The following is a 23,602-nucleotide window of genomic DNA, read 5'->3' as shown; positions in this document are numbered from 1 at the left end:
GCGGGTCGCGATTTTTTCGGGGGAAAATTGCCATGCGTCATTCTGTTGTTTCTGCCTTGCTGGCGTCCGCTGCACTGGCACTAGCAGGGCCGGCTGCCGCCGCGCCCGACAGCACGCCGTCGAGCGGCGTGTTCAAGACCGGGCAGGAGGTCCGCGATCTGTGCGTGTCCAAGGATGACGCCGATGTGTCGGCGTGCGACTATTTCATCATGGCGGTTCACGACGCGATCAAATTGTACGGCGACACGAAGATGGCCGACAGCAATCTGTGCCCGCCTGAAGGCGTGACCGCGCTCGAACTGCGCAACACTGTTCTCGCGTACTGGAACGGCCGGACGACCAGCCTCAAATATTCGGCGGTCAGTTCGATCCGCAACGCGCTGTTCCAGAAATATGGCTGCAGCGAATAACCGCGCGCCCTTCGGCTTGCGCTAATCCTGCTTATACCATAGGGGGGTATCCTATGGGACATGTAGCGGAAAACAGAAGCGGCCTTTTGGCACGCGTGCGGCGGCTGGCGGGGCAGGTCGGGGCAATCGAAAAGGCGCTGGTTTCGGACGAGCCCTGCGCCACGGTATTGCACCGCGTTGCGGCCGTGCGGGGGGCCGTCAATGGCTTGCTCGATGCGGTGATCGAAGATCATTTGACGGGCCATGTCGCGGCACCGGGCCTGAGCGATGCGGAGCGCCGCGCCGGAGCAGAGGAATTGATCGCGGTGATCCGGCGCTATGCGAAATAGGAGAGGGACGGTGACCGATACCGTGCCGGGCGGTGGCCACGATCACGATTTCCTGGGCGCGTCGCACGACGCCAATGCTCGGCGCACGCTGTGGGTGGTGCTGTTGACCGCGGTGATGATGGTCGGCGAGATCGTCGCCGGTTATCTTACCGGGTCGATGGCGTTGCTCGCCGACGGCTTTCACATGGCGACGCATGCGGGGGCGTTGGGGCTGGCGGCGATTGCCTATCGCTATGCGCGCACGCACCGGCACGACCCGCGCTTCAGCTTCGGTACGGGCAAGGTCGGCGATCTGACGGGCTTTGCCTCGGCGCTGATCCTCGGCATCTTCGCGCTGGGCATCGCGGTCGAATCGACGATGCGGCTGATCGATCCAGTGGCGGTCGATTTTTCGGCGGCCGCGCTCGTCGCGGTGATCGGGCTGGTCGTCAATATCGTCAGCGCGCTGCTGCTGATGGGCGGGCATCATCATCACGATCATCATCACGATCATCATCACGCCCACGACGATCATGCGCACGGCCATCATGCGCATCATGGCGCCGACAATAATCTGAAGTCGGCCTATTTCCATGTGCTCGCCGATGCGCTGACGTCGGTGCTGGCGATCGCGGCGCTGCTGGCCGGGCGCTATCTGGGGCTGGGGTGGATGGACCCGATGATGGGGATCGTCGGCGCGCTGGTGATCGCGCGCTGGTCGTGGTCGCTGATGCGCGACACCGCCGAGGTGCTGCTCGATACGACCGATGCGACGATTGCGGCCACGCTGCGGAGCCGGATCGACACGGCGGCGGGCGTCCGGCTGACCGACCTGCACGTCTGGCGCGTCGGCCCCGATGCCTGCGCGGCGATCGTCGAGGTCGAAGGGGCGATGAGCGCGGCGGACCTGCGCGCGCGGCTCGCCGATATCCGCCAGCTCGCCCATCTGACCGTGGCGGTGCGCTGACAGGGGTGCGGCAGGGTTAATGCGGCGGCAATTCGGCGCTTGCCATCGGCGGGTTTTGGCGGATGATCCGGAGCGGCTGAAGCGGGGGACGGGCGATGTCGGCACCTTTCAATTTCGGGCAACTCAAATTTCTGAAAGCGCTGACCGAGGCGCTGTTCCACGGCGCGCCGATGGTCATCTCCGCCGATCAGGTGGTGGCGAACATCACCGAATTGTTCGCGAAGGTCGGCGGCACCAAACTTGACGAAATTCGCCTGTCGCTGACCGCGACCGAACTGGTGCTCGGCCCGCTGTTCGCGGCGGTCGATGTCGAGACGCGCGCCCACCGCATCCGCAACCGGCTGCAGAACAGTCAGATCGACCTGTTTCAGGACATGGCCCGGCTGCGCGGTATCGTTTACGCCTGCTATTACGGGCATTGGCAGCCGGGGGTCGAGGCAGGCGACCAGCAGGCGAACGCCGCCAATCCGGTGCACCAGCAGATCGGCTTCACGCTGCCCAAATTCCGCGTGCGCGGCCCCGCCGACATGGCGATCACTCGCGTCGAGGGGCGCGAGATCGATCCCGCGCATATATTGGATGCGGATACGCTGGGCGACGAATATGACGTCGTCGTCGTCGGATCGGGCGCAGGCGGCGGGGTCGCTGCGCACAATGTCGCCGCGCGCGGCTACAAGGTGCTGATCGTCGAGGCGGGGCCCTTCTATCCCTCGCCGCGCATCACGCACCACGAACTCGACATGGTGGCCCAGCTTTACAAGCATGGCGCGCTGCAAACCTCGACCAATCGCGACTTCATCGTCTTTCAGGGGCGCTGCGTCGGCGGATCGTCGACGATCAACAACGGCATCTGCCTGCGCGTCAACGAGGCGGGACGGACGCACCCCGATGCGGTCGATGTGCTGGCCCGATGGGCGAGCATCGGCGCGCCGATCGACGCCGACGCCTTTCACGCGAGCTATGACGCGATCCGCGACCGGCTGCATATCGGGACAATCGAGGCGCGCGCCGGGCGGCATAATGGCCCCCATCTGATAAACGGCTGGCACGCCTATGCCGCCGGATCGTCGGACCCCAAGGAACAGCGCGCGGTCGCCGACTGGTTCGCGAAGAATTTCGGGCCGCCGCACACGCCGGAAGCCTGCGCCTATTGCGGCTATTGCAATTCGGGCTGCGCCTATGGCCGGCGGCTCGGCATGGCGCAGACCTATCTGCCCGATGCGTGCCGCGACCATGGCGCGCGCATCGTGCCGGAAACGAAGGTCGACCGGATCGTCTGGCAGACGAGCATCGACGGACGGCGCGAGGCCGAGGGGGTGAAGCTGATCCTGCCCGACGGCAGCCGCCGCACGGTGCGCGCGCGGGTCGGCGTCGTCGTCGCGGCGGGCACCATCGCCTCGTCGAAGCTGCTCGACCGCAGCGACATCGACGGCACCGGGCATAATGTGTCGCTCAACATCGCCTCGCCGGTCGTGGCGCTGATGCCCGAGGGCGTCGGCGGCAATGCCTGGGACGAGGACCAGATGTCGAGCTACGTCGATTGCGGCGATTTCCTGCTCGAAAGCCATTTCCAGCCGCCGATGGCGATGGCGTCGCTGATGCCGGGCTGGTTCACCGACCATAGCGAGCGGATGCGCAACTATGGCCGCGCCCATTCGGCGGGCATCCTGTTCCCCGCCGACCGGCGCGGACGGGTCAAGGACGGCAAGCTGAAATTCGAGCTCGACCGCGATACCGACCTGCCGCTGCTGCGCCGCGCGATGGCGACGCTGACCAAGGTGCATTTCGCCGCCGGAGCGATCGAATGCTATCCGGCGCTGACCAAGGGGCAGCGGCTGACCCCCGACATGGACATCGACGGCTTCTTCGAAACGGCGATCCGCGAATCGGACGATGTGACGCTGTCGAGCAGCCACCCGCACGGTGGCAATGCGATCAACGTCGATCCCGACGCAGGCGTGGTCGATCCCGATTGCCGCGTCCACGGCACGACCAATGTCATCGTCACCGACGCCAGCGTCTTTCCGACCTGCATCCGCGTCAATGCGCAGTGGACGACGATGGCGATGGCGCATTACGCGACCGCGCGGCACGATCCGTTCGGTTAAGGTCTCCTCGCAATGACGGCGGCTTTTGTTTATGGGGCGCGCCGATGACCTTCACTGTTGCCGCTCTCTATCGTTTCGCGCCGTTCGACGACCCCGCCGCGCTGCGCGCGCCCTTACTTGATCTCTGCGCGGCCCAGGGGGTGAAGGGCACGCTGCTGCTCGCGCGGGAAGGGGTGAACGGGACGATCGCGGGGAGCGCCGAAGGTATCGCTGCAGTCATCGCGCATATCCGCGCGCTGCCCGGCTGCGCCGAGCTCGACGTCAAATATTCATCCGCCGCAGCCATGCCCTTTCAGCGGCTGAAGGTGCGGCTGAAAAAGGAAATCGTGACGATGAAGGTGCCGGGGGTCGACCCGGCGCGCGAGGTGGGTGCCTATGTCGCGCCGGCCGACTGGAATGCGGTGATCGACGATCCCGACACGATCGTCATCGACACGCGCAACGATTTCGAGGTCGGCTATGGCAGCTTCGCGGGCGCGGTGAACCCGCAGACGAAAAGCTTCGGCGATTTTCCCGGCTGGTGGCGCGACCATGCCGCCGATTTCGCCGGGAAGCGCGTCGCGATGTTCTGCACCGGCGGCATCCGCTGCGAAAAATCGACCGCCTTCCTGAAAAGCGAAGGCGTCGCCGATGTCGTTCACCTGAAAGGCGGCATCCTCGCCTATCTGGAGCAGATACCGGAGGCCGACAGCCGCTGGCAGGGCAGCTGTTTCGTCTTCGACGAACGCGTCAGCGTCGGCCACGGCTTGGTCGAGGTCGGCGACAAGGACTGACCGGCCCGGCCGCCGAAGCCTCCCCTGCGGGCCGCAATCAGTCGGCGTCGAGGCCGTAGGCGGTGTGGAGCACGCGCACCGCGAGTTCGGTTTCATCCTCGTCGATCAGCACGCTGACCTTGATCTCGCTGGTCGAGATCGCCTGGATGTTGATGCCGCGATCGGCGAGCGCGCGGAACATCGTGCTGGCGACGCCCGCGTGGCTCTTCATGCCGACGCCGACGACGCTGATCTTTGCGACCTTGTCGTCCGACAGGATGCGGTTGAAGCCGATCTTGTCCTTCGCGGCTTCGAGCAGGTCGATCGACCGCAAGAGGTCGGCGGCGGGAACGGTGAAGGTCACGTCGGTCTCGCCCTTGTCGCGGCCGACGTTCTGGATGATCATGTCGACGTTGATCCCCGCGGCGGCGAGCGGGCCGAAGATGTTGGCGACGCCGCCCGGACGGTCGGGGACGCGCGTCACGATGATCTTCGCTTCATTCTTGTCGTGGGCGATGCCGGTGATCAGCTGCCGTTCCATCTGATGTTCCTCTATTTCCTCGTCGCTGACGATCATCGTGCCTCTTTTGGGTGCCTCGTCGCCCTCGACGAAGCTGGAAAGCACCTGCACGCGCACGCCCATCTTCATCGCGAGGCCGACCGAGCGCGTCTGGAGCACCTTGGCGCCGACGCTCGCGAGTTCGAGCATTTCTTCATAGGTGACATAATCGAGCTTCCGGGCGCGCGCGACGATGCGCGGGTCGGTGGTATAGACGCCGTCGACATCGGTGTAGATGTCACAGCGATCGGCCTCGACCGCCGCGGCGACCGCGACAGCGCTGGTGTCCGATCCGCCGCGCCCCAGGGTCGAGATGCGACCATCGTCCATCATCCCCTGAAAGCCCGGGATCACCGCGACTTCGCCGCGGCCCATCGCGGCGAGCAGCGCGCCCGTTTCGATATCGAGGATGCGGGCGCGGGCATGCGCCTCTTCGGTGCGGATGGGGAGCTGCCAGCCGAGCCAGCTGCGCGCGGGAACGCCCATCGCCTGCAGCGTGAGCGCGAGCAGACCCGACGTGATCTGTTCGCCCGCCGCTACCACGACATCATATTCCGCCGGGTCGTAACGCGGGTTCGCCTCGCGGCAGAAATTGACGAGCCGGTCGGTCTCGCCAGCCATCGCCGAGACGACGACGGCCACCTCGTTGCCCTGTGCCACTTCGCGCGCGACCAGTTTCGCGACGGTGCGAATCCGCTCGGTGCCCGCCATCGACGTGCCTCCGAATTTCATCACGATCCGTGCCATCTCGTCCCGCCTTTTCGCAAACTGGTTTCGGCCGCAACTTCCAAGGATTTCCGCGGCGACCGCGCTGTTAGGGAAGGGGGAGCGCGATGGCAAGGCCGACAGATTATACCATCAGGATATTTTTTCTTGTCCGTTCGCAACAGGAGCGCCGGTATCCGCCGAACGATTATTCTATCCCGATAAGTCTTGTGCCGCGCCGGGCGGGGTGCCAAATCGCGCTCTATGAGCGCTACGACAATCAATCCGCACGAAGCCGCCCATTTCGGCGCGCTCGCCGCCGACTGGTGGGATCCGCACGGCTCGTCCGCCATGCTGCACAAGCTCAACCCGGTGCGCCTGTCCTATATTCGCGACCGGATCGACGCGCATTGGCTGACCGACAGCCGCGATCTGAAGCCGCTCGCCGGCAAGCGCGCGCTCGACGTCGGATGCGGTGCGGGCCTGCTTGCAGAACCGCTTGCGCGGATGGGGGCGGCGGTGACGGGGGTTGATGCCGCACCCGAAAATATCGCCGCGGCGCGCGCGCATGCGGCCGGGCAGGGGCTGGGAATCGACTATCATGCGGGCGAACTGGCGGCACTGCCGCCCGCGACCTTCGACCTCGTCACCTCGATGGAGGTGGTCGAGCATGTGGCCGATCCGGCGGCCTTCATCGCCGAACTTGCCGCGCGCCTGGCGCCCGGCGGACTGATGATCCTGTCGACCCCCAATCGCACCGCCCTGTCGAAGCTGCTGCTCGTCGAGGCGGCCGAGCGGATCGGCGCCGTGCCGCGCGGCACGCACGACTGGGGCCAGTTTCTGAAGCCCGAAGAATTGACCGCGCTCCTCGCGGCGGCGGGGCTTGAAGTCGTCGATCGCACCGGCCTCGCGCCATCGGCAGCGCGCGGGTTCAAGCTCGGCGGCAGCGAAGCGCTGAACTATCTGCTCGCGGCGCAGCGCGCGGGCTGATCGCGCGCTTGATCGCGGCGCCGGCGCCTGATAGGCACCGCTGCGATGACCAACGACCGATCCCTTCGATTCAAGGCGTATTGGCGCTCCTTTACCTAAGGAGCGGCATGGCATCATTCATCATGACCATGGCCGCCGTGTCGGAAGGCGAATGGTCATCATCATGAAACCGCACCCCCTCTGTCACGGCGCGCCTTTTAGAAGAGACGCTTTGCGATGACAGAGACTTTGATCCGCCTCACCACCCCGCGATGCCGCATCGACCGGCTGGTCGCCGATGATGCCGCCGACCTCTGGGCGATCACCGATGCGTCGGTGACGTCGCAGGTCCATTTCCTGCCCGAACCCTTCACCAAGGACGAAGCCGCCGCGCTGATCGCGCGGTCGCGCGGCGACGATGTCTTCCACGCCGTGCGCGACGCGGCGGGGCTCGCCGGGGTCATCGGCGTCCACCGCCGCGGCGCGGGCGAATATGAGGTCGGATACTGGCTTGCGGCGCGCGCGCGCGGGCAAGGGCTGGCGCGCGAAGCGGTCGGTGCGACGGTGCGCGAGATTGCGGCGGCACGGCGCGGCGCGACGGTCGTCGCCGAATGCCGGCCGGGCAATGCGCGGTCCGAAGCTTTGCTGCGCGCGGTCGGCTTCGTACCGACGGGGACCGCGGGACGGCGCCCCGGGCGCGCGCTGTTCGTGTGGCGCGCGGCGCCGGGCGAGCGGATCGATGTTTGCTGAGGGTGCTGAGGGTGCTGAGGGCCGGTTCGATCAGGATCCGAGCGCGGCAAGACGGCGGCGGTCGACCCAGCCGGTAGCGCAGGTCGCCCCGCGCGCGGGAACGCAACTGTTGCGGCGGCTGGCATAGGCGACCCACGCCCAGCCGCCCTGTTCGCCGCACACCAGGACGCGCGTTCCCGCGCGCAGCCGGTCGGTCTTGCGCGCGGCCAGGCTGGGCGAGCGATAAACGGCGACGCGGGCGCTCTGCGCGTTGCCCGTGACGACCGCGGGCGGACAGGCGGCGGGCGCGGCGGCGCCCTGCATCGCGAGCGCGAGTGTCGCAAAGATCGTCAGCATCGGTGCATTCCTTTGGCTAGCTCTGTCGCCGGCCTATCACACATCAGCCTATCTCTTCGGTTAACGCCTTGGCAATTGCGGCGACCGAGGTCGGGGCATAGGCAAAGCCCATATGTGCGCATTCGACCTCGATCTGCCGGTCGCTTTCGTGCGGCAGGCCGCGCGCGCTGTTCACCGCGACGACGCCGTCATGCTTGGACCATAAGGCAAAGGTCGGCATTTCCGGGCGCGGCGCCGGGTGGAAGTCGATGGGGGGATTGTCGACCGGGTGGCGCGCGATCAGATGATAGAGCCGCCAGGCGCGATTGGCGCGGCGGCTGCCTGAAAAGGGCGAACCGAGCGTGACGACGCGCGCGACCTTGTGTGGGTGATGCTTGGCATATTCGCGCGCATAGATGCCGCCGAGGCTCCAGCCGACGAGTGCGGGCGGCCGCCCGGTGCGCGCGATGATCCATTCGACGCGCGCATCGATACGGTCGATGATGTCGGCGGTCGCGCCGCGGTTGAAGCCGAGGCCCCAGGCATAGCAGCGAAAGCCCGCGCGGCGCAGGTCGGCGCGCAGCGCCTTCGTCGACCAGTCGCCCGACAGAAAGCCCGGCAGCACCATCACCGGCGGGTGGGCGCTGTCGGGATTGGGTTCGGGCGGCATCGGCCGGACGCGTCCGCCGAGCGCGCGCAGCAGCGATCCCGCCTCACGCCAGAGCAGCGCCAGCCGCGGCGGGGCCTCGGGGTCGGGCACGCGCGCCGGCCAAAGGGCGCGCCTCGAGAGATAGCTGCGGATCATCGTCGGCGCGGCAGTCAGGCCTTCGGGACCAGCTTCAGCAGCTTGCCGTTCTTGCCGTCGGTCAGCAGCCAGACGCTGCCGTCGTCGCGCACCTCGACCTCGCGGATACGGGCGCCGAAGTCCCAGCGATCGGACTTGTGCAGCGTGTCGCCGTCGATCGCCATGCGGATCAGCCCCTCGCCCGACAGCGCGCCCATCAACAGGCTGTTCTTCCAGCCGGGATAGGCGTCGCCGCCGTACCAGACGAGCCCCGCGGGCGACACCGAGGGGTTCCACCACAGCTTCGGCGCGGCAAATTCGGGGCGGGTCGGATGGTCGGGAATGTCGCGGCCGTCATAATGATCGCCGTTCGACACGATCGGATAGCCGTAATTGGCCTTTGCCGCGACCAGATTGACCTCGTCGCCGCCCTTCGGCCCCATTTCCTGGTTCCAGAGCCGGCCCGTCCCGTCGAACGCGAGGCCCAGGATGTTGCGATGGCCGAGCGACCAGATTTGCGCGGTCACGCCGCCCTCAGCGGCAAAGGGGTTGTCGGCGGGGACGCTGCCGTCGGGGTTCAGGCGCAGGATCTTGCCGAGATTGGCCTTCATGTCCTGCGCCGGATCGAACTTCTGCCGTTCGCCCGAACCGATGAACAAATATCGGCCATCGGGCGAGAAGGCGAGGCGGTGCGAATAATGGCCGCGGCCGGGCACTTTGGGGTCCTGTTTCCAGATCACTTCCAGCCCGTCGAGGCGCGGCGCGGCGCCCTGGACCAGCTTCGCCCGGCCGACCACCGCGCCGGCGGTGTCGCCGGGGCCGGCTTCGGCCCAGCTCAGGTAAATGGTACCGCTCTGCGCGAAATCGGGGGCGACGATTACATCGCCGAGCCCGCCCTGACCGGCGTAGAGAACCGGGGGTGTCCCCGCGACATCGCGCGCGGCGCCGCCTTCTTCCCAGAGTTTGAGTTTGCCCGACTTTTCGGTGACGAGCGCGAGGCGCGTTCCGGGCAGGAAGGTCATCGCCCAGGGCTCGTTGAAGGCCGCTGCCTCCTGCACCGTGAAGGGCGCATCGGCGAGCGCGGTCGCGAGCTGCGCACCCGACGTGTCGAGCGCGGCGCTGTCGGTGGCCGCGTTGCTGGGGGTTCCGGTCGAACAGGCGGCGACGGCCAGTGCGGCCGATAGCGCAAGGGCGGGGATTTTCTGCATGAAAAGGCTCGCTTTGCTGGGGAGGTGGGCGGCCAGTCTGGCGCGCTCGCCCGGAAAAGTCGAGAGGATGTGCGGCGCGTTAGCGGTTCGCGGCTTCGCGGCGCGCGGTGATTTCCTCGACGCTGTCCATGATCGCATCCATCGCCTCGCTCGCCGGAACCGCGTCCGAGCGGCGCTGCGAGAATTGACCGCGATCCATGATTTCTTCGAGCGCGGTGCGCGCGCGCGAGACGCGGCTTTTCATCGTGCCGAGCGCGCAGTCGCAAATCTGCGCCGCTTCCTCATAGGACAGACCGCCGGCACCGACGAGGATCAGCGCCTCGCGCTGGTCCTGCGGCAATTCCATCAGCGCGCGCTGGAGATCCGCCATCTCGCCCGAATCTTCCTGCGACGCCGGGGTCGACAGCGTGCGTTCGACGGTTGTTTCGTCATATTCGCCGTGAAATTTGTTGCGGCGCATCTGCGAAAGGAAGGTGTTGCGCAGGATGACGAAGGTCCACGCCTTGATCGAAGTGCCGCGTTCGAAGCGCGCACGCGACGCCCACGCCTTGACCATCGTGTCTTGCGTCAGATCGTCGGCCAAATCGGGATTGCCCGACAGGCTGCGCCCATAAGCGCGCAGATGCGGGATGACGCCAGCGAGAAGCGCCTTGAATTCGCCGTCCGACAGGCTGTGATTTTCCTGCGAACGCGGCGCAGCAGCAGGGCGGGTCATCAGAGTTTAGGGCTTTTCTGATCGAGTTGGGCCAAAAGATCGAGCATCTGGTCGGGAAGCTTTTCGGCGACGACGCTGCCATAGATCATGCGCAGCTTCGCACTCACCGGCTCGGGCGACTGCCGACCGGTCAGCGTGCGATGCCACTGGTCGCTGTCCGTCCCCGGAAAGCTGCCATTCGTGCGGCGCACGACTTCGGCTTCCTCCGCCGGGTGGGGCGGCTTGCCGTTGATCCTGTTGTCACCATGCGTAGCCATGCCGAAGCAACGAGGAAGATCGCCGCTGGTTCCCGGCAATTTCGATTTTGCGACGAATGCGTTGCCAAGGTGCCACACGCGCCCTAAGCAGGCAGGGCAGGCCCGCAGGGGTTTGCGGATGGGGTCACAACGCTCCTTGAATGGGGAAGCCGGGAGTCACGTGACTTGCGATCGATTATTTATGTCAGCGTTGCGGACCCGCTGATAACGCCCGACGACATTGCCGATATTCTGGGTACGGCACGCCGCAACAATGCTCGCGACGCGCTGACCGGCGCCCTGATCTTCAACGGGCATAATTTCATGCAATTGCTGGAAGGTCCGGGCGACAAGGTCGAGGCGTGCCTCGCCGCGATCCGCGACGACCGCCGTCACAGCGGTATGGTCGAGGTGCGGCGGCGCGACATCGACCACCGCGAATTCGGCGACTGGTCGATGCTCTACGAACCCAATTTCGACGGGCATGAGGACAGTCTGAGGCGGCTGGCCGCCAACGGCCGGCTCGACCCCGTCGACGAACAGATGATGGCCAATTTCATTGCGCTTGGACGTCGCCGGCCGGCGGCCGCGGTTCCCGCCTGAGCCATTGCGGCGGGGATCGCCGCTTTCCATCGACGTTTCAACGCGCTAAGCCCGGTGTCATACGCATCGAGAGATTGCCCAGATAAAGGCCCGATTATCAGCGACGACACGCCCCGACCGCTCGACGACGCCAGCTTCAAGCAGGAGCTGGCGGCGATGCTGCCGCATCTGCGCGCCTTCGGCCGCAGCCTGACCGGCAACGCCGACCTGGCCGACGATCTGGTGCAGGAGACGATGCTGAAGGCATGGAAGGCGCGCGCAAGCTATATTCCGGGGCCGTCGAGCATGAAGAGCTGGGCCTTCGTCATCCTGCGCAACTGTTTCCTGTCGCAGATGCGGCGCAAGAAATTCACCGCCGAATATGACGAACTCGCCGCCGAGCGCCTGCTCGTCGCGCCCGACGATCAGGACGACAGCCTGCACCTGTCGGACGTGCAGCGCGCGCTGATGATGCTGCCCGTCGACCAGCGCGAGGCGCTGATCCTTATCGGCGCAGGGCAATTATCCTATGAGGAAGGCGCCGACATCTGCGGCGTCGCGGTCGGCACGATGAAAAGCCGCGTCTCGCGCGCCCGGGCCGCCTTGCAGGCGATCCTCGACGGCGGCGAGATGCCGCTGCGCAGCGAAGACCCGCTGCCCCCGAGCGAAGCCTTCGCGACGATCATGGGCAGCGTCGACCAACTGACAGGCGGGGGAACCTCGCCGGATTGACGGCGCCTGCGTGGCGGTTTGGGAGTGGACGACGCACTTTACTCGCGAATTGCCCTCAATGTGGACGCGGTAGACCGAAAATGTCTCGTTCCAGTCCGTCGGGAAACTTTTCGCGCAAGATTTTTGTGCCACCAAGTTTTTGGACAAGCGCTCGCGCCGCGACGTTATCATCATTCATGTGGGTCTCGACCAAGTCCCAACCCAGCATATCATATCCAAATGCAATGGCTGCACGCGAAGCCTCCAGCGCATAGCCGTTTCGGCGGGCCGATGGAACAATCCACCACGTCAGCTCCGATCTCGGATAGCCTTCAGGCCACCAAAGTCCGCACCCGCCGATCATTAATCCACTCGCGCGCTCTACAACCGACCAGCGGCCATATCCACGCAGTGACCAATGGCCCAAGTCCGTTGCAAGCACACGCCAGGCGCGGTCCGCTTCCATCGGCCCCCCGTAGAAGTGCGATGCCGCGGCATCTGCAAAGAAATCACGATAAACCGGGAAATCCTCGCTTCTCGGACCTCGCAGATCGAGATGTTCTGTTTTCAGGGTGGGGATATGCTCGTGGATTGTCATAACGAGCTGCAGCTTATGACGAACCTCAACTTGCGGGTAAACTTCCGAGAATGGTCGTTTGCCGGATTGCCGGCACATCGGAAGCGAAGGGCTTAGAGGGCGGTTCGGTCTGGAGCGCCGCCCCTCGAGCCGTTCCTCCGACCCAGAGGCCAACGAAGCCTTATGCCGCGAGTTGGGGGGTGAAGAGCAGGCTCTGGCTGATCGCGGCGCGGACCATGTTCTGGCGGAAGGGCTTGGAGATCAGGAAGGTCGGCTCGACGCGGTTGCCGGTGAGCAGGCGTTCGGGAAAGGCGGTGATGAAGATCGCCGGGACGGGGGCGATCGCCAAAATGTCCTGTACCGCGTCGATCCCCGACGATCCGTCGGCAAGCTGGATGTCGGCGAGGACTAGGCCGGCCTCGGTGCGTTCGAACGCCGCGACCGCATCGTCGTGCGTTGTCGCGATTCCGGCGACCTCGTGGCCGAGTTCGCGGACGATCTGTTCAAGCTCCATCGCGATCAGCGGCTCGTCCTCGATAATCAGGACCGAGGTGCGCGATTCGCGGTCGAGGTCGCCGACCGCTTCGGCGAGCAGCGTTTCCACGGTGGGGATGTCGGTGCCGGTGATCGCCGCGGCCTCGTCGGCCGAGAAGCCTTCGAGCGCGGTAAGGAGGAGGATCTGACGGCCGAGAGGGGTGATCCGGCGCAGCCGGTCGTTCGCGGCGCGTAGCACCGGGTCGAGTTCGGCGTCGCTGCCTTCGCCATCGTCGATATAGGCGCTTTCCCAGATGCGGTGAAAGCTGCGGTAGAGGTCGATACGCGTATCGGGACAGGTGCGAAATTCCTGGGGCGCCGCGACGATGACTTCCAGCGTGGTGTGGACGAAATTGTCGCCATGTTGCTGACTGCCCGTGAGCGCGCGCGCATAGCGGCGCAGGAACGGCAGATGGCCACGGATTTCTTCGCCCAAGCTCATGCAGGAACCTCCCTCTTTGAACCGATCATACGCGCCCCGCGGAGGCAGGTTCCCGCATTGAGGCAAAAAAGCACCCCCATTTTCTGCAACCACCACGCGCCTGATGCGTAGAGTCTGCCGGGACGCTACCGGATCGCCGCGTAAGTAGCAGAAAGATGGTCTTTTTCTTGCGCGCTCATTCACAAGCTTTTGCAGGGACCAGATTCATGGCACAGCGCCCCACCACGGCAATCGATGCGACGGCATCGAGCGAGGGCGCTTCGGAGAAGAGCGCGGCGGGAAAAGACGGAGGGCGGGCTTTGGCCGACGGGGGCGACGAAGGGGGTTCGAGGGACATGCGCGAGCGCGAACGCCGCCGACTCGAAACGCTTCGCGAATACCGGATATTGGACACCGCGCCCGAACCGGCGTTCGACCGCGTCACCAAACTTGCCGCCGACTTGTTCGACACCCCGATCGCGCTCGTGTCGCTGGTCGACGATTGCCGGCAATGGTTCAAATCCTCCTATGGCCTCGACGTCCCCGAAACGCCGCGCGAGATCAGCTTTTGCGAAAAGGTGGTGAAGAGCGAGCGGCCGATGATTATCGCCGACACGCTGGAGGACACCCGATTTCGCAGCAATCCGCTCGTCACCGGCGAGCCGCTGATCCGGTTTTATGCCGGTGTGCCGCTGCGCGCCTATAATGGCGCGGTACTGGGGACTTTGTGCATCATCGACCGGCGGCCGCGCGTCGATTTTGCTGACCGCGAGCGCGAACGGCTCGAGGATCTGGCGGCGATCATCATGGCCGAGGCAGACCTGCGGCGCACCGTGATGGAGCGCGACGAGGCACGGCACATGCTGGAACGCGCGCTCGACTTTTCGTGCATTGCGACCTGGCAGTTCGACCCGCGCACCGACGAGCTCAAATGGCGCGGGGCCACCGCCGAGCTATGGGGCGCCGATTTCGAAACCGCATTGAGGACCGGCGAGGGGTTTTTCGCGCGCGTCCATCCCGAGGATCGCGACGCGGTGCGCCGCGTGCTCTATGCCTCTGTCGACAGCGGCGCGCCCTATTCGATGGAGTACCGCATCGACCATCCCGAACGCGGTGTGCGTTGGATCGCGGCGCGCGGGGACTGGGATGTGCGCCGCGACGATGCCATTCTGACCGGGATCAGCGCCGACATTACCGAACAGAAGAGCCGCCAGGAAAATGCGACGCTGCTGATGCGCGAGCTGCACCACCGGATGCGCAACCTGTTCGCGACGGTCGGCGCAATCATTTCGCTCACCAAAAATTCGGCGCGCGATGTTGACGATTATGTCGAGCGGATCAGCAGCCGGCTCGACGCGCTTAACCGTGCGCAGAACGTCCTGCTCGGCGCAAATTTCATGACCGGATCGATACACGCGCTGATGCGCGAGGTCGAAGCTGCCTTTCCGCGCGTGCGCTGGTCGGGCCCCGACCTGCTGCTTCCCGAAAATGCGCTGGTGGCGATGGCGCTGCTGTTCAACGAGCTGGCAACCAATGCGGTCAAGCATGGCGCGTTGACCGGCGCGCGCGGGCAGGTCGATGTCAGCTGGAGCCAAGACCCCGAAGGCAGCGAGCCGCGCCTGTTCCGGCTCGACTGGACCGAAAGCGGCGGCGATGCGCCGATCGGTCCGCCCGATCGCACCAGCTTTGGCACGCTGCTGATGGAACGCAGCGTCCGGAACAATTTGGGGGGCACGATTACGCGGCACTGGAACCCCGAGGGCCTGCGGGTCGAAATCGCGCTGCCCGCCAAATGGCGCGAAGCCTGAAACGCGACGAGGCGATTTGTTCCTTAAATGTTCTCGTGTTAAACGGGTGGCATGTCGGGAAAATCGATTCTGCAAAAGCTCGCGATCCTCGCCGATGCGGCGAAATATGATGCCTCCTGCGCCTCCTCGGGAACGGTGCGGCGCGATTCGACCGCGACCAAGGGCATCGGATCGACCGAAGGCATGGGCATATGCCACAGCTATGCGCCGGACGGCCGCTGCATTTCGCTACTCAAAATCCTGCTGACCAATTTCTGCGTTTATGACTGCCGCTTCTGCATCAACCGGGCGTCGAGCAATGTCGCGCGCGCGCGTTTCGATCCGCGGGAGGTCGTGCGGCTGACGCTCGATTTCTACAAGCGCAACTATATCGAGGGGCTGTTCCTGTCGTCGGGGATCATCCGGTCCGAAGATTATACGATGGAGCAGCTGGTCGAGGTCGCGCGGCTGCTGCGCGAGGAGCATCGCTTTCAGGGCTATATCCATTTGAAGACGATCGCGGGCGCCGATCCCGCGCTGATCGCGCTTGCCGGCATCTATGCCGACCGGCTGTCGACCAATGTCGAACTGCCGACCGAGGCAGGACTGGCGAGCTTTGCGCCCGAAAAGAAGCCCGGCGTCATCCGCAAGACGATGGCATCGGTGCGCACGCGCGAGGCCGACGTCCTCGACGCCGCGAAGGGGCGGCTGATCGGCAAGGCACCGCCGCCGCGCTTTGCGCCTGCCGGGCAGTCGACGCAGATGATCGTCGGCGCCGACGGCGCGCGCGACGACGACATTCTGCACGCGGCGACGAACCTCTATTCGGGCTATCGGCTGCGCCGCGTCTATTATTCGGCCTATAGCCCCATTCCCGACGCGAGCAGCGACCTGCCCCCCGTGCGCCCGCCGCTGCTGCGTGAGCACCGCCTGTATCAGGCGGACTGGCTGCTGCGCTTCTATGGCTTCGAGCGCGCCGAAATCATGGCGGGCGGGCGCTGCGGCATGCTCGACCTGGCGATCGATCCCAAGCTTGCGTGGGCGCTTCAGCAGCGCGAGAGCTTTCCCGTCGACATCAACCGGGCGCCGCGCGAACTGCTGCTCCGCGTGCCCGGTCTTGGCACGCGCGCGGTCGACCGCATCGTGGCGGCGCGGCGGCTGGGCAAGGTGCGGCTCGGCGACCTCGCCAAGCTGACGGCGTCGGTCAAAAAGCTGCTGCCCTTCATCGTCACGCCCGACTGGCGGCCGGGCAAGCTCACCGACAGCGCCGACCTGCGCGCCCGCTTCGCGCCGCCCGCGGAACAACTGACGCTGGCGCTGTGAGGGAGGTCGTCCTCGAAACGCCCGGCGATTTCGGCGAATGGCGCCGCGCGGCGCGCAGCCTGCTGGCGGACGGGATTGCGCCCGAGGACATCAGCTGGCGCGGCGGCGGCGAGGGCGCATCGCTGTTCGGCGAGGCCGCAGCGGTACCACCGCCGTCCGGCGCGCTCAGCCTGCCGCGCGAACTGGTTGCGATCGCCGAGCGGGTGATCTGTTACCGCGATGCTGCGGTGCCCGCACGTCTTTACCGTGTGCTTTGGCGCGCGTTGCAAGACCGTCGGCTGCTTGAACGGCGCACCGACGCCGATGTCGACTGGCTGATGAAGGCCGACAAGGCGATCCGCCGCGATGTTCACAAGATGCACGCCTTCGTGCGGTTCCGGCGGCTGGGCGAGGATGGCGAGCGCGAGCGCTTCGCCGCGTGGTTCGAGCCCGCGCACCGCATCCTGCGGCTGACCGCCCCCTTTTTCCAGCGCCGCTTCACCGGCATGGACTGGGCGATCGTAACCCCCGACGCGCGTGCGATCTGGGAGGACGAGGCGCTGCGTTACGGTCCCGGCGGGACGCGGGACGAAGTGCCGGAGAGCGATGTGGTCGAGGATCAGTGGCGCACCTATTATGGCGCGATCTTCAACCCCGCGCGCGTCAAGATCGCCGCGATGCGCGCCGAAATGCCGAAAAAATACTGGCACAACCTGCCCGAGGCGCAGGATATCGCGCCGTTGCTGGCAGGCGCCGAGGCGCGCGTGGAACGGATGCGCGCGGTGGCCGTTTCGGCTGCGAATGCGCGAACGGAGAAATGGCGCAAACGCGTGACCGACGACGACGCCTCGACCGAAGCCCTTGATACGCTCGACACGATCGCGCGTGCGCTCGATCGCTGCACGCGCTGTCCGCTCTATTGCGACGCGACGCAGGCGGTCGCGGGCGAGGGACCGGCGACGGCGCGGATCATGCTGGTCGGCGAACAGCCCGGCGATCAGGAGGATTTGCAGGGACGGCCCTTCGTCGGCCCGGCAGGGCAGGTGCTGAACGAAGCGCTCGACGAAGCGGGCATGGACCGGCGGCGGCTGTTTCTGACCAACGCGGTCAAACATTTCAAATTCGAACCGCGCGGCAAGCGAAGGCTGCACCAGAATCCGACGGCTGCCGAGATCGATATCTGCCGCTGGTGGCTCGACAAGGAGCGCGCGCTGGTCCGGCCCGACGTGATCGTGACGCTGGGCGGCAGCGCGCTGCGAGGGGTGACGGGGCGAAGCGCGACGATCGCGTCGATGCGCGGGTCGGTGCATGACCTGGAGGACGGCACGAAGCTGATCGCGACGGTCCATCCGTCGTTCCTGCTCCGCCTGCCCGACCGCGAACGCGCGGCGAAGGAGCGCGACATGTTCGTCGCCGACCTGATCCGCGCGCGAAAGCTGGCTGTCTGATGCCCGGCGCTAGCTGGATCGAGCCGCACCCGAGCGGTATCTATGTGAAGCCCGCTGACTTGTGGATCGATCCGTCGCGCCCCGTTGCGCGCGCAGCGGTCACCCACGGCCACGCCGATCATGCGCGCAGCGGGCATGGCGCGGTCTTCGCGACGCCGGAGACGCTCGCGATCATGGTGCTGCGCTATGGCGTCGATGCCGAGGCGACCCACAATCAGGCCTTTGCCTATGGCGACGGGTTCGAGCGCGGCGGGGTGCGGTTCAGCTTCCATCCCGCCGGCCATGTGCTCGGCAGCGCGCAGATATTGATGGAGTATCGCGGCGAGCGGATCGTCGTCACCGGCGATTACAAGCGCCGCGCCGACCCGACCTGCGCACCGTTCGAGGTGGTGCCGTGCGATATCTTCGTGACCGAGGCGACCTTTGGCCTGCCGGTGTTCCGGCACCCGCCGACTGGGGACGAGATCGCCAAGCTGATCGGCGCGGTGCGTGCCGAGCCCGACCGCGCGATACTCGTCGGCGCCTATGCGCTCGGCAAGGCGCAGCGGGTGATCGCCGAACTGCGCGGCGCGGGCTGGGATGCGCCGATCTATATTCACGGCGCGCTCGAACGTATGTGCGCGCTCTATGCTGCGCACGGCGTCGATCTGGGCGAATTGCGGCTGGTATCCGAAACCGACAAGGCGGCGATGGCGGGGCAGATCGTCATTGCCCCGCCGTCTGCGCTCAACGACCGCTGGTCGCGGCGGCTCCCCGATCCCGTCACCGCGATGGCGTCGGGCTGGATGCGGGTGCGCCAGCGCGCGCGGCAACGGATGGTCGAACTGCCGCTCGTCATCTCCGACCATGCCGACTGGGACGAACTGACGGCCACGATCGCCGAAGTGAACCCCAAGGAGAGCTGGATCACCCACGGCAGCGAGGACGGCCTCTTGCGCTGGTGCGAACTCACCCAGCGCAAGGCGCGCGCGCTGCACCTCGTCGGCCGCGACCTGGAGGAGGAAGTGTGAAGCGCTTCGCCGCCCTGATCGACCGGCTGATCTACACGCGCTCGCGCAACAGCAAGCTGGCGTTGATCGTCGATTATCTGAAGCATACGCCCGATCCCGATCGCGGCTGGGCGCTCGCGGCGTTGACCGAGGCGCTCGACTTTTCGGCGGTGAAGGCGGGGACGGTGCGGACGCTGCTCGCGACGCGCGTGGATGAAGAGCTGTTCCGGCTGTCGCGACATTTTGTTGGCGATACGGCGGAGACGGCGGCGCTGTTGTGGCCCGATGCGCCCGGCAAGAGTGCGGATCTCAGCATATCCGAAGCCGTCGATGCGCTGGCCGCCGCAAGCCGCAGCGATGCGCCCGCGGTCGTCGCCGCATTGCTCGACCGGCTCGACGCCGACGGGCGTTATGCGCTGCTCAAACTGGCCTTGGGCGGAATGCGCGTCGGGGTGTCGGCGCGGCTCGCGAAGCAGGCGTTCGCGCAGGCGTTCGGGGTGCCGGTCGACGATGTCGAGGAGCTATGGCACGCGATCCCGCCGCCCTATGCGCCGCTGTTCGCCTGGGGTGAGGGACGGGCGCCGCGTCCCGACCTTGCCGACGTCGCCTTTTTCCGGCCCTTCATGCTCGCGCACCCGCTCGAGGAAGAGGTTGTCGACCTCGCCGACTTCGCCGCCGAATGGAAGTGGGACGGCATCCGCGTCCAGATCGTCCATGCCGCCGGCGCGACGCGTATTTACAGCCGCGGCGGCGAGGAGATCAGCAGTGCTTTCCCCGAACTGGTCGCGGCCTTCGATCGGGAGGCGGTGATCGACGGCGAGTTGCTGGTGCGCGGCGAGGTTCAGGGCGGCCCAGAAACACAGGGTGGGGCGGCGAGTTTCAATGCGCTGCAACAGCGGCTCGGGCGCAAGACCGTCTCGAAAAAGATGCTCGCCGATTATCCGGCTTTCGTGCGCGTCTATGACCTGCTGGCCGTTGCCGGCGACGATCTGCGCGGGCTGCCGTGGTCCGAACGGCGGCGCCAACTGGAGGCCTTCGTGCCGCGGCTGGCCGCCAGCCATTTCGACCTGTCGCCGCTGATCGCGGCGGCGGATTTCAATGCGCTCGCCGATCTGCGCGCCGGCGCGCGCGACGCCGCGATCGAAGGAGTGATGCTCAAGCGGCGCGATGCCCCCTATGTCGCCGGGCGGCGGGCGGGGCTGTGGTATAAATGGAAGCGCGATCCGCTGAGCGCCGATTGCGTGATGATGTATGCGCAGCGCGGCAACGGGCGCCGCGCCAGCTTCTATTCGGATTATACCTTCGGCTGCTGGACCGAGACGGGCGAATTGCTGCCGGTGGGCAAGGCCTATTCGGGCTTCACCGACGAGGAGCTGAAGTGGCTCGACAAGTTCGTGCGCGACAACACGGTCGATCGCTTCGGCCCGGTCCGCGAGGTCGAAAAGACGCTGGTGCTCGAGGTCGCCTTCGATTCGATCCACGCATCGAAGCGCCACAAATCGGGGCTGGCGATGCGTTTCCCGCGCATCGCGCGCATCCGGCGCGACAAGCCGGCGGAGGAAGCCGACCGGATCGCGACGCTGCGCGGCATGGTGACGTAAAAATAACGCCAGAATTCGTCGTCACGGGGTTGCAACTCGCGTCAAACATACCGAGTTACACCCCCGAACACCAAAAAAGGAGACTGCCATGACAATCGCTTTTCCGCCGCTGCCCTATGCCGAGGACGCGCTGGCGCCGCATATTTCGGCCGACACGCTCGCGACGCATCATGGCAAGCATCACAAGGCCTATGTCGACAAGACCAATGCCGCGATCGAAGGCACCGACCTCGCCGGCAAGAGCCTGGAAGAAATCATCCACCATGCCGAAGGGTCGGGCAACAAGGGGCTGTTCAACAACAGCGCCCAGTCGTGGAACCACGCTTTCTACTGGAACTGCCTGTCACCGACCAAGACCGCCCCGTCGGGCGATCTCGCCGCGGCGATCGACCGCGACTTTGGGTCGCTCGACGATCTCAAGAAGAAGCTGAAGGACACGGCGGTCAACCATTTCGCCTCGGGCTGGGCGTGGCTGGTCGCCAAGGACGGCAATCTGTCGGTCACCGACACGCATGACGCCGGCACCGAAGTGACCGCGGGTATCAAGCCGCTGCTCGTCATCGACGTGTGGGAACATGCCTATTACATCGACCGCAAGAATCTGCGTCCGGCCTACGTCGACGCGGTGGTCGACGAGCTGCTCAACTGGGATTTCGCCGCTGAGAATCTGGCGCGCGACGGTGCTTGGACTTATCCGGCGTAATTTCCTGTCAAAGAAAAGGCCGTGCGTCCCCGCGAATGCGGGGACCCATCTCCGGTCGGTGCTATTTTTCGCCCACGGATGATGGACCCCCGCCTTCGCGGGGGGACACGGCTTTAGACGTCAAGGCATTGGCTTCTGTCATAAGACTATTTCCTCGCCTATAGGCGCGGCATGACGATCAGCCTCTTCGAACTTTTCAAAATCGGTGTCGGGCCATCGAGCTCGCATACTGTCGGACCGATGGTTGCGGCGCTGCGCTTCACCGTCTGGCTCGACGAACGCGGCCTGCTCGGCAAGGCGGCGCATGTCGAGGCCGATCTCTATGGCTCGCTTGCGCTGACGGGGAAGGGGCACGCGGCCGATACCGCAGTGGTCGCCGGGCTGGCGGGCGAAATCCCGGCCGAAACCAGCCTCGCCGCGATCAAGGCGCATTGGGACCGCGCCGAGAATGAGGGCTTTCTTTATCTGCTCGGCCGCCAGCGCGTCCGCTTTCAGCCGGCGCGCGACCTGCATTTCCAGATGAAGCAGCGCCAGCCTTTTCATAGCAACGCCTTGAGCTTCACCGTGCGCGATGGTGACGGAGAGATACTGGCCAAGCGCATGTATTTCTCGATCGGCGGCGGTTTCGTCGTCGACGAGGAGGAGGCGGGGCGCAATAGCCGCGGGACCGAGGACGAAGTGGCGCTGCCTTTCGCCTTCACCTCGGGCGCCGACCTCCTCAACATGGGCGCGGCGTCGGGCAAGAGTTTCGCCGAAATGATGCTCGACAACGAGCTGGTGCACCGCAGCCCCGAACAGGTCGAGGCGGGGCTCGACCAGATCGCCGCGGCGATGGACGCCTCGATCGATGCGGGCTGTTGCAGCACCGGCACGCTGCCCGGCGGCCTCAAGGTCAAGCGCCGCGCGCCGCAGATCGCCGCCGACATCCGCGAACGGCACGAAGCGAACCTGTCCGACCCGATGGCGATGATGGACTGGATCAACCTGTGGGCGATGGCGGTGAACGAGGAAAATGCCGCGGGCGGCAAGGTCGTCACCGCGCCCACCAATGGCGCGGCGGGGATCATCCCGGCGGTGATCCGCTATTACCGGCGCAGCTATCGCGGCGACGCGGCGGGGGTGCGCACCTTCCTGCTCGCCGCGGGCGCGGTCGGCGCGCTCTACAAGCGCAACGCCAGCATCTCGGGCGCCGAGGTCGGCTGCCAAGGCGAGGTCGGCGTCGCCTGCTCGATGGCCGCCGCGGGGCTGACCGCGGCGCTCGGCGGCACCAACGCGCAGGTCGAAAATGCCGCTGAGATCGGCATGGAGCACAACCTCGGCCTCACCTGCGATCCGATCGGCGGGCTGGTCCAGATCCCGTGCATCGAGCGCAACGCGATGGGCGCGATCAAGGCGATCGACGCGAGCCGCATCGCGATGATCGGCGACGGCACCCATGTCGTCAGCCTCGATACGGTGATCGCGACGATGCTGCAGACCGGCCGCGACATGCGCGATAAATATAAGGAAACGTCGAAGGGCGGGCTGGCGGTCAGTGTGGTGGAGTGTTGAGCTTTAACTGTTGGCTGCTAGCGCACTGAACCTTTTTTGCTAAAAGGCGAGATGCTCGAAAGGTCAGACTGCCCATTCCTATTGGACGTGCTTGATAGCCTTAAACGCCGTGGAAAAGCGCTCAAGCATCGTAACGCAACTCCGATAATTGAGCGCTTCATCGAGCTTCGCGATGGAAAGACCGAAGAGCGGGTGGAAGTTACATTCAAGGTGCGCAAACGGCAGATCGTGGCCCTGACGGTCTGGGGTGATTGGTGGATTTCGATCCGCGCCGCAGAGTCAATTCCGCAAGCTGGGTGGAAGTTTCAGTATACGCACTCCGGACGCTTTCTCGGCACCGAGGGCGGTCGCGATCTGGTCAAAGCGACGGAGGCTTCGCTTTCCGAGATGTACGAATTGACCGATACGACCGTCGAGCGGCTCGACCTCATCTGGAGACCATTGTTGGCCAACGGCCCGCAAGTCGCTTGATGGCGGCGGGCTGCCACCTTGTATCTTGATAATGATGCATAAGCGCGTTTGCGGGAGGGTCCGCTAGCGGACCCTCCCGCGCCGTCTGCGAGCCCGTTGCCACCTAGGTTCTCGAGACCGCTGGGGAGCTTGGGCCCGG

General features: G+C 65.8%; 25 protein-coding genes. 17 read left to right on the top strand and 8 right to left on the bottom strand.

Features of this window, described 5'->3' with window-relative positions; all coding sequences use genetic code 11:
- The first annotated feature begins 32 nt into the window (after nucleotides 1-32).
- The 5 genes from P1IM2_RS00125 (at nucleotide 33) to P1IM2_RS00105 (ending at nucleotide 4,566) form a co-directional block, all read left to right on the top strand.
- Nucleotides 33-410 (top strand): Rap1a/Tai family immunity protein, encoded by a 378-nt coding sequence (locus P1IM2_RS00125; RefSeq protein WP_186401039.1) that lies wholly within the window; start codon nucleotides 33-35, stop codon nucleotides 408-410.
- Nucleotides 411-463: 53 nt separating this feature from the next.
- Nucleotides 464-739, top strand: a complete 276-nt coding sequence (locus P1IM2_RS00120) for a metal/formaldehyde-sensitive transcriptional repressor (protein WP_186401038.1) — start codon at nucleotides 464-466, stop codon at nucleotides 737-739.
- Nucleotides 740-749: 10 nt separating this feature from the next.
- On the top strand, nucleotides 750-1,685 hold the full coding sequence (dmeF, locus tag P1IM2_RS00115; protein ID WP_260833876.1) for a CDF family Co(II)/Ni(II) efflux transporter DmeF: 936 nt from the start codon (nucleotides 750-752) through the stop codon (nucleotides 1,683-1,685).
- A 95-nt stretch (nucleotides 1,686-1,780) separates the two neighbouring features.
- Nucleotides 1,781-3,793 carry a GMC family oxidoreductase N-terminal domain-containing protein gene (locus P1IM2_RS00110; protein WP_186401036.1) on the top strand — a complete coding sequence of 671 codons (2,013 nt, stop codon included), beginning with the start codon at nucleotides 1,781-1,783 and terminating at the stop codon, nucleotides 3,791-3,793.
- Between the two features lie 44 nt (nucleotides 3,794-3,837).
- On the top strand, nucleotides 3,838-4,566 hold the full coding sequence (locus P1IM2_RS00105; protein WP_186401035.1) for a rhodanese-related sulfurtransferase: 729 nt from the start codon (nucleotides 3,838-3,840) through the stop codon (nucleotides 4,564-4,566).
- 37 nt (nucleotides 4,567-4,603) lie between these two features.
- On the opposite strand, the gene P1IM2_RS00100 is transcribed toward P1IM2_RS00105, so the two are convergent.
- Entirely contained in the window at nucleotides 4,604-5,851 is a 1,248-nt protein-coding gene (locus P1IM2_RS00100) for an aspartate kinase (RefSeq protein WP_003038658.1), read from the bottom strand.
- A gap of 222 nt (nucleotides 5,852-6,073) precedes the next feature.
- On the opposite strand from P1IM2_RS00100, the gene ubiG reads away from it, so the two are divergent.
- Nucleotides 6,074-6,799, top strand: a complete 726-nt coding sequence (ubiG, locus tag P1IM2_RS00095; RefSeq protein WP_186401034.1) for a bifunctional 2-polyprenyl-6-hydroxyphenol methylase/3-demethylubiquinol 3-O-methyltransferase UbiG — start codon at nucleotides 6,074-6,076, stop codon at nucleotides 6,797-6,799.
- 216 nt (nucleotides 6,800-7,015) lie between these two features.
- Complete coding sequence (locus P1IM2_RS00090; protein ID WP_186401033.1) at nucleotides 7,016-7,528, top strand: GNAT family N-acetyltransferase; 513 nt, start codon at nucleotides 7,016-7,018, stop codon at nucleotides 7,526-7,528.
- A gap of 30 nt (nucleotides 7,529-7,558) precedes the next feature.
- Here the strand turns inward: P1IM2_RS00090 and P1IM2_RS00085 are convergent, their stop codons facing one another.
- The 5 genes from P1IM2_RS00085 to P1IM2_RS00065 all read right to left on the bottom strand — a co-directional run bounded on the left by P1IM2_RS00085 (nucleotide 7,559) and on the right by P1IM2_RS00065 (nucleotide 10,807).
- A complete protein-coding gene (locus P1IM2_RS00085; RefSeq protein ID WP_186401032.1) occupies nucleotides 7,559-7,864 on the bottom strand; it encodes a hypothetical protein in 306 nt (101 codons plus the stop codon).
- A 43-nt stretch (nucleotides 7,865-7,907) separates the two neighbouring features.
- Nucleotides 7,908-8,603: an esterase/lipase family protein gene (locus P1IM2_RS00080; protein WP_254535818.1), complete on the bottom strand. Its 696-nt coding sequence runs from the start codon at nucleotides 8,601-8,603 to the stop codon at nucleotides 7,908-7,910.
- A gap of 59 nt (nucleotides 8,604-8,662) precedes the next feature.
- Nucleotides 8,663-9,835, bottom strand: coding sequence for a PQQ-dependent sugar dehydrogenase (locus P1IM2_RS00075; protein WP_186401030.1), 1,173 nt, complete (start codon nucleotides 9,833-9,835; stop codon nucleotides 8,663-8,665).
- A gap of 79 nt (nucleotides 9,836-9,914) precedes the next feature.
- Nucleotides 9,915-10,550, bottom strand: coding sequence for a sigma-70 family RNA polymerase sigma factor (locus P1IM2_RS00070; RefSeq protein WP_062900873.1), 636 nt, complete (start codon nucleotides 10,548-10,550; stop codon nucleotides 9,915-9,917).
- Nucleotides 10,550-10,807 (bottom strand): NepR family anti-sigma factor, encoded by a 258-nt coding sequence (locus tag P1IM2_RS00065; protein WP_058812440.1) that lies wholly within the window; start codon nucleotides 10,805-10,807, stop codon nucleotides 10,550-10,552. The genes P1IM2_RS00070 and P1IM2_RS00065 overlap by 1 nt, the downstream gene beginning before the upstream one ends.
- Nucleotides 10,808-10,972: 165 nt before the next feature.
- Between P1IM2_RS00065 and P1IM2_RS00060 the strand changes: the two genes are divergently transcribed.
- Together P1IM2_RS00060 and P1IM2_RS00055 are read left to right on the top strand one after the other, a co-directional pair.
- Nucleotides 10,973-11,389, top strand: coding sequence for a BLUF domain-containing protein (locus P1IM2_RS00060; RefSeq protein WP_003038631.1), 417 nt, complete (start codon nucleotides 10,973-10,975; stop codon nucleotides 11,387-11,389).
- 96 nt (nucleotides 11,390-11,485) lie between these two features.
- Nucleotides 11,486-12,100: a sigma-70 family RNA polymerase sigma factor gene (locus P1IM2_RS00055; RefSeq protein ID WP_409574525.1), complete on the top strand. Its 615-nt coding sequence runs from the start codon at nucleotides 11,486-11,488 to the stop codon at nucleotides 12,098-12,100.
- Between the two features lie 55 nt (nucleotides 12,101-12,155).
- Here the strand turns inward: P1IM2_RS00055 and P1IM2_RS00050 are convergent, their stop codons facing one another.
- A complete protein-coding gene (locus P1IM2_RS00050) occupies nucleotides 12,156-12,677 on the bottom strand; it encodes a GNAT family N-acetyltransferase (RefSeq protein ID WP_082819813.1) in 522 nt (173 codons plus the stop codon).
- Nucleotides 12,678-12,837: 160 nt separating this feature from the next.
- Nucleotides 12,838-13,632, bottom strand: coding sequence for a response regulator (locus P1IM2_RS00045; protein ID WP_003052571.1), 795 nt, complete (start codon nucleotides 13,630-13,632; stop codon nucleotides 12,838-12,840).
- Nucleotides 13,633-13,838: 206 nt separating this feature from the next.
- Between P1IM2_RS00045 and P1IM2_RS00040 the strand changes: the two genes are divergently transcribed.
- The 8 genes from P1IM2_RS00040 to P1IM2_RS00005 all read left to right on the top strand — a co-directional run bounded on the left by P1IM2_RS00040 (nucleotide 13,839) and on the right by P1IM2_RS00005 (nucleotide 23,463).
- Entirely contained in the window at nucleotides 13,839-15,419 is a 1,581-nt protein-coding gene (locus tag P1IM2_RS00040; protein WP_254535819.1) for a GAF domain-containing protein, read from the top strand.
- Nucleotides 15,420-15,470: 51 nt separating this feature from the next.
- Nucleotides 15,471-16,721, top strand: coding sequence for a putative DNA modification/repair radical SAM protein (locus P1IM2_RS00035; RefSeq protein ID WP_062900870.1), 1,251 nt, complete (start codon nucleotides 15,471-15,473; stop codon nucleotides 16,719-16,721).
- Nucleotides 16,718-18,148 carry a UdgX family uracil-DNA binding protein gene (locus tag P1IM2_RS00030; protein ID WP_186401029.1) on the top strand — a complete coding sequence of 477 codons (1,431 nt, stop codon included), beginning with the start codon at nucleotides 16,718-16,720 and terminating at the stop codon, nucleotides 18,146-18,148. The genes P1IM2_RS00035 and P1IM2_RS00030 overlap by 4 nt, the downstream gene beginning before the upstream one ends.
- Nucleotides 18,148-19,158 (top strand): ligase-associated DNA damage response exonuclease, encoded by a 1,011-nt coding sequence (locus P1IM2_RS00025; RefSeq protein ID WP_186401028.1) that lies wholly within the window; start codon nucleotides 18,148-18,150, stop codon nucleotides 19,156-19,158. The genes P1IM2_RS00030 and P1IM2_RS00025 overlap by 1 nt, the downstream gene beginning before the upstream one ends.
- Nucleotides 19,155-20,738 carry a cisplatin damage response ATP-dependent DNA ligase gene (locus P1IM2_RS00020; RefSeq protein WP_062900867.1) on the top strand — a complete coding sequence of 528 codons (1,584 nt, stop codon included), beginning with the start codon at nucleotides 19,155-19,157 and terminating at the stop codon, nucleotides 20,736-20,738. The genes P1IM2_RS00025 and P1IM2_RS00020 overlap by 4 nt, the downstream gene beginning before the upstream one ends.
- An 88-nt stretch (nucleotides 20,739-20,826) precedes the next feature.
- Nucleotides 20,827-21,441 carry a superoxide dismutase gene (locus tag P1IM2_RS00015; RefSeq protein WP_186401027.1) on the top strand — a complete coding sequence of 205 codons (615 nt, stop codon included), beginning with the start codon at nucleotides 20,827-20,829 and terminating at the stop codon, nucleotides 21,439-21,441.
- Nucleotides 21,442-21,612: 171 nt separating this feature from the next.
- Complete coding sequence (locus P1IM2_RS00010; protein WP_186401026.1) at nucleotides 21,613-22,992, top strand: L-serine ammonia-lyase; 1,380 nt, start codon at nucleotides 21,613-21,615, stop codon at nucleotides 22,990-22,992.
- An 87-nt stretch (nucleotides 22,993-23,079) separates the two neighbouring features.
- A complete protein-coding gene (locus P1IM2_RS00005; protein ID WP_186401025.1) occupies nucleotides 23,080-23,463 on the top strand; it encodes a hypothetical protein in 384 nt (127 codons plus the stop codon).
- Nucleotides 23,464-23,602 lie beyond the last annotated feature (139 nt).

The organism is Sphingopyxis sp. P1IMeth2, assembly GCF_900185685.1.
GTDB lineage: Bacteria > Pseudomonadota > Alphaproteobacteria > Sphingomonadales > Sphingomonadaceae > Sphingopyxis > Sphingopyxis terrae_A.
Note: the sequence above shows the minus strand (reverse complement) of the source record. Positions and strands in the feature narration are given on the sequence as shown.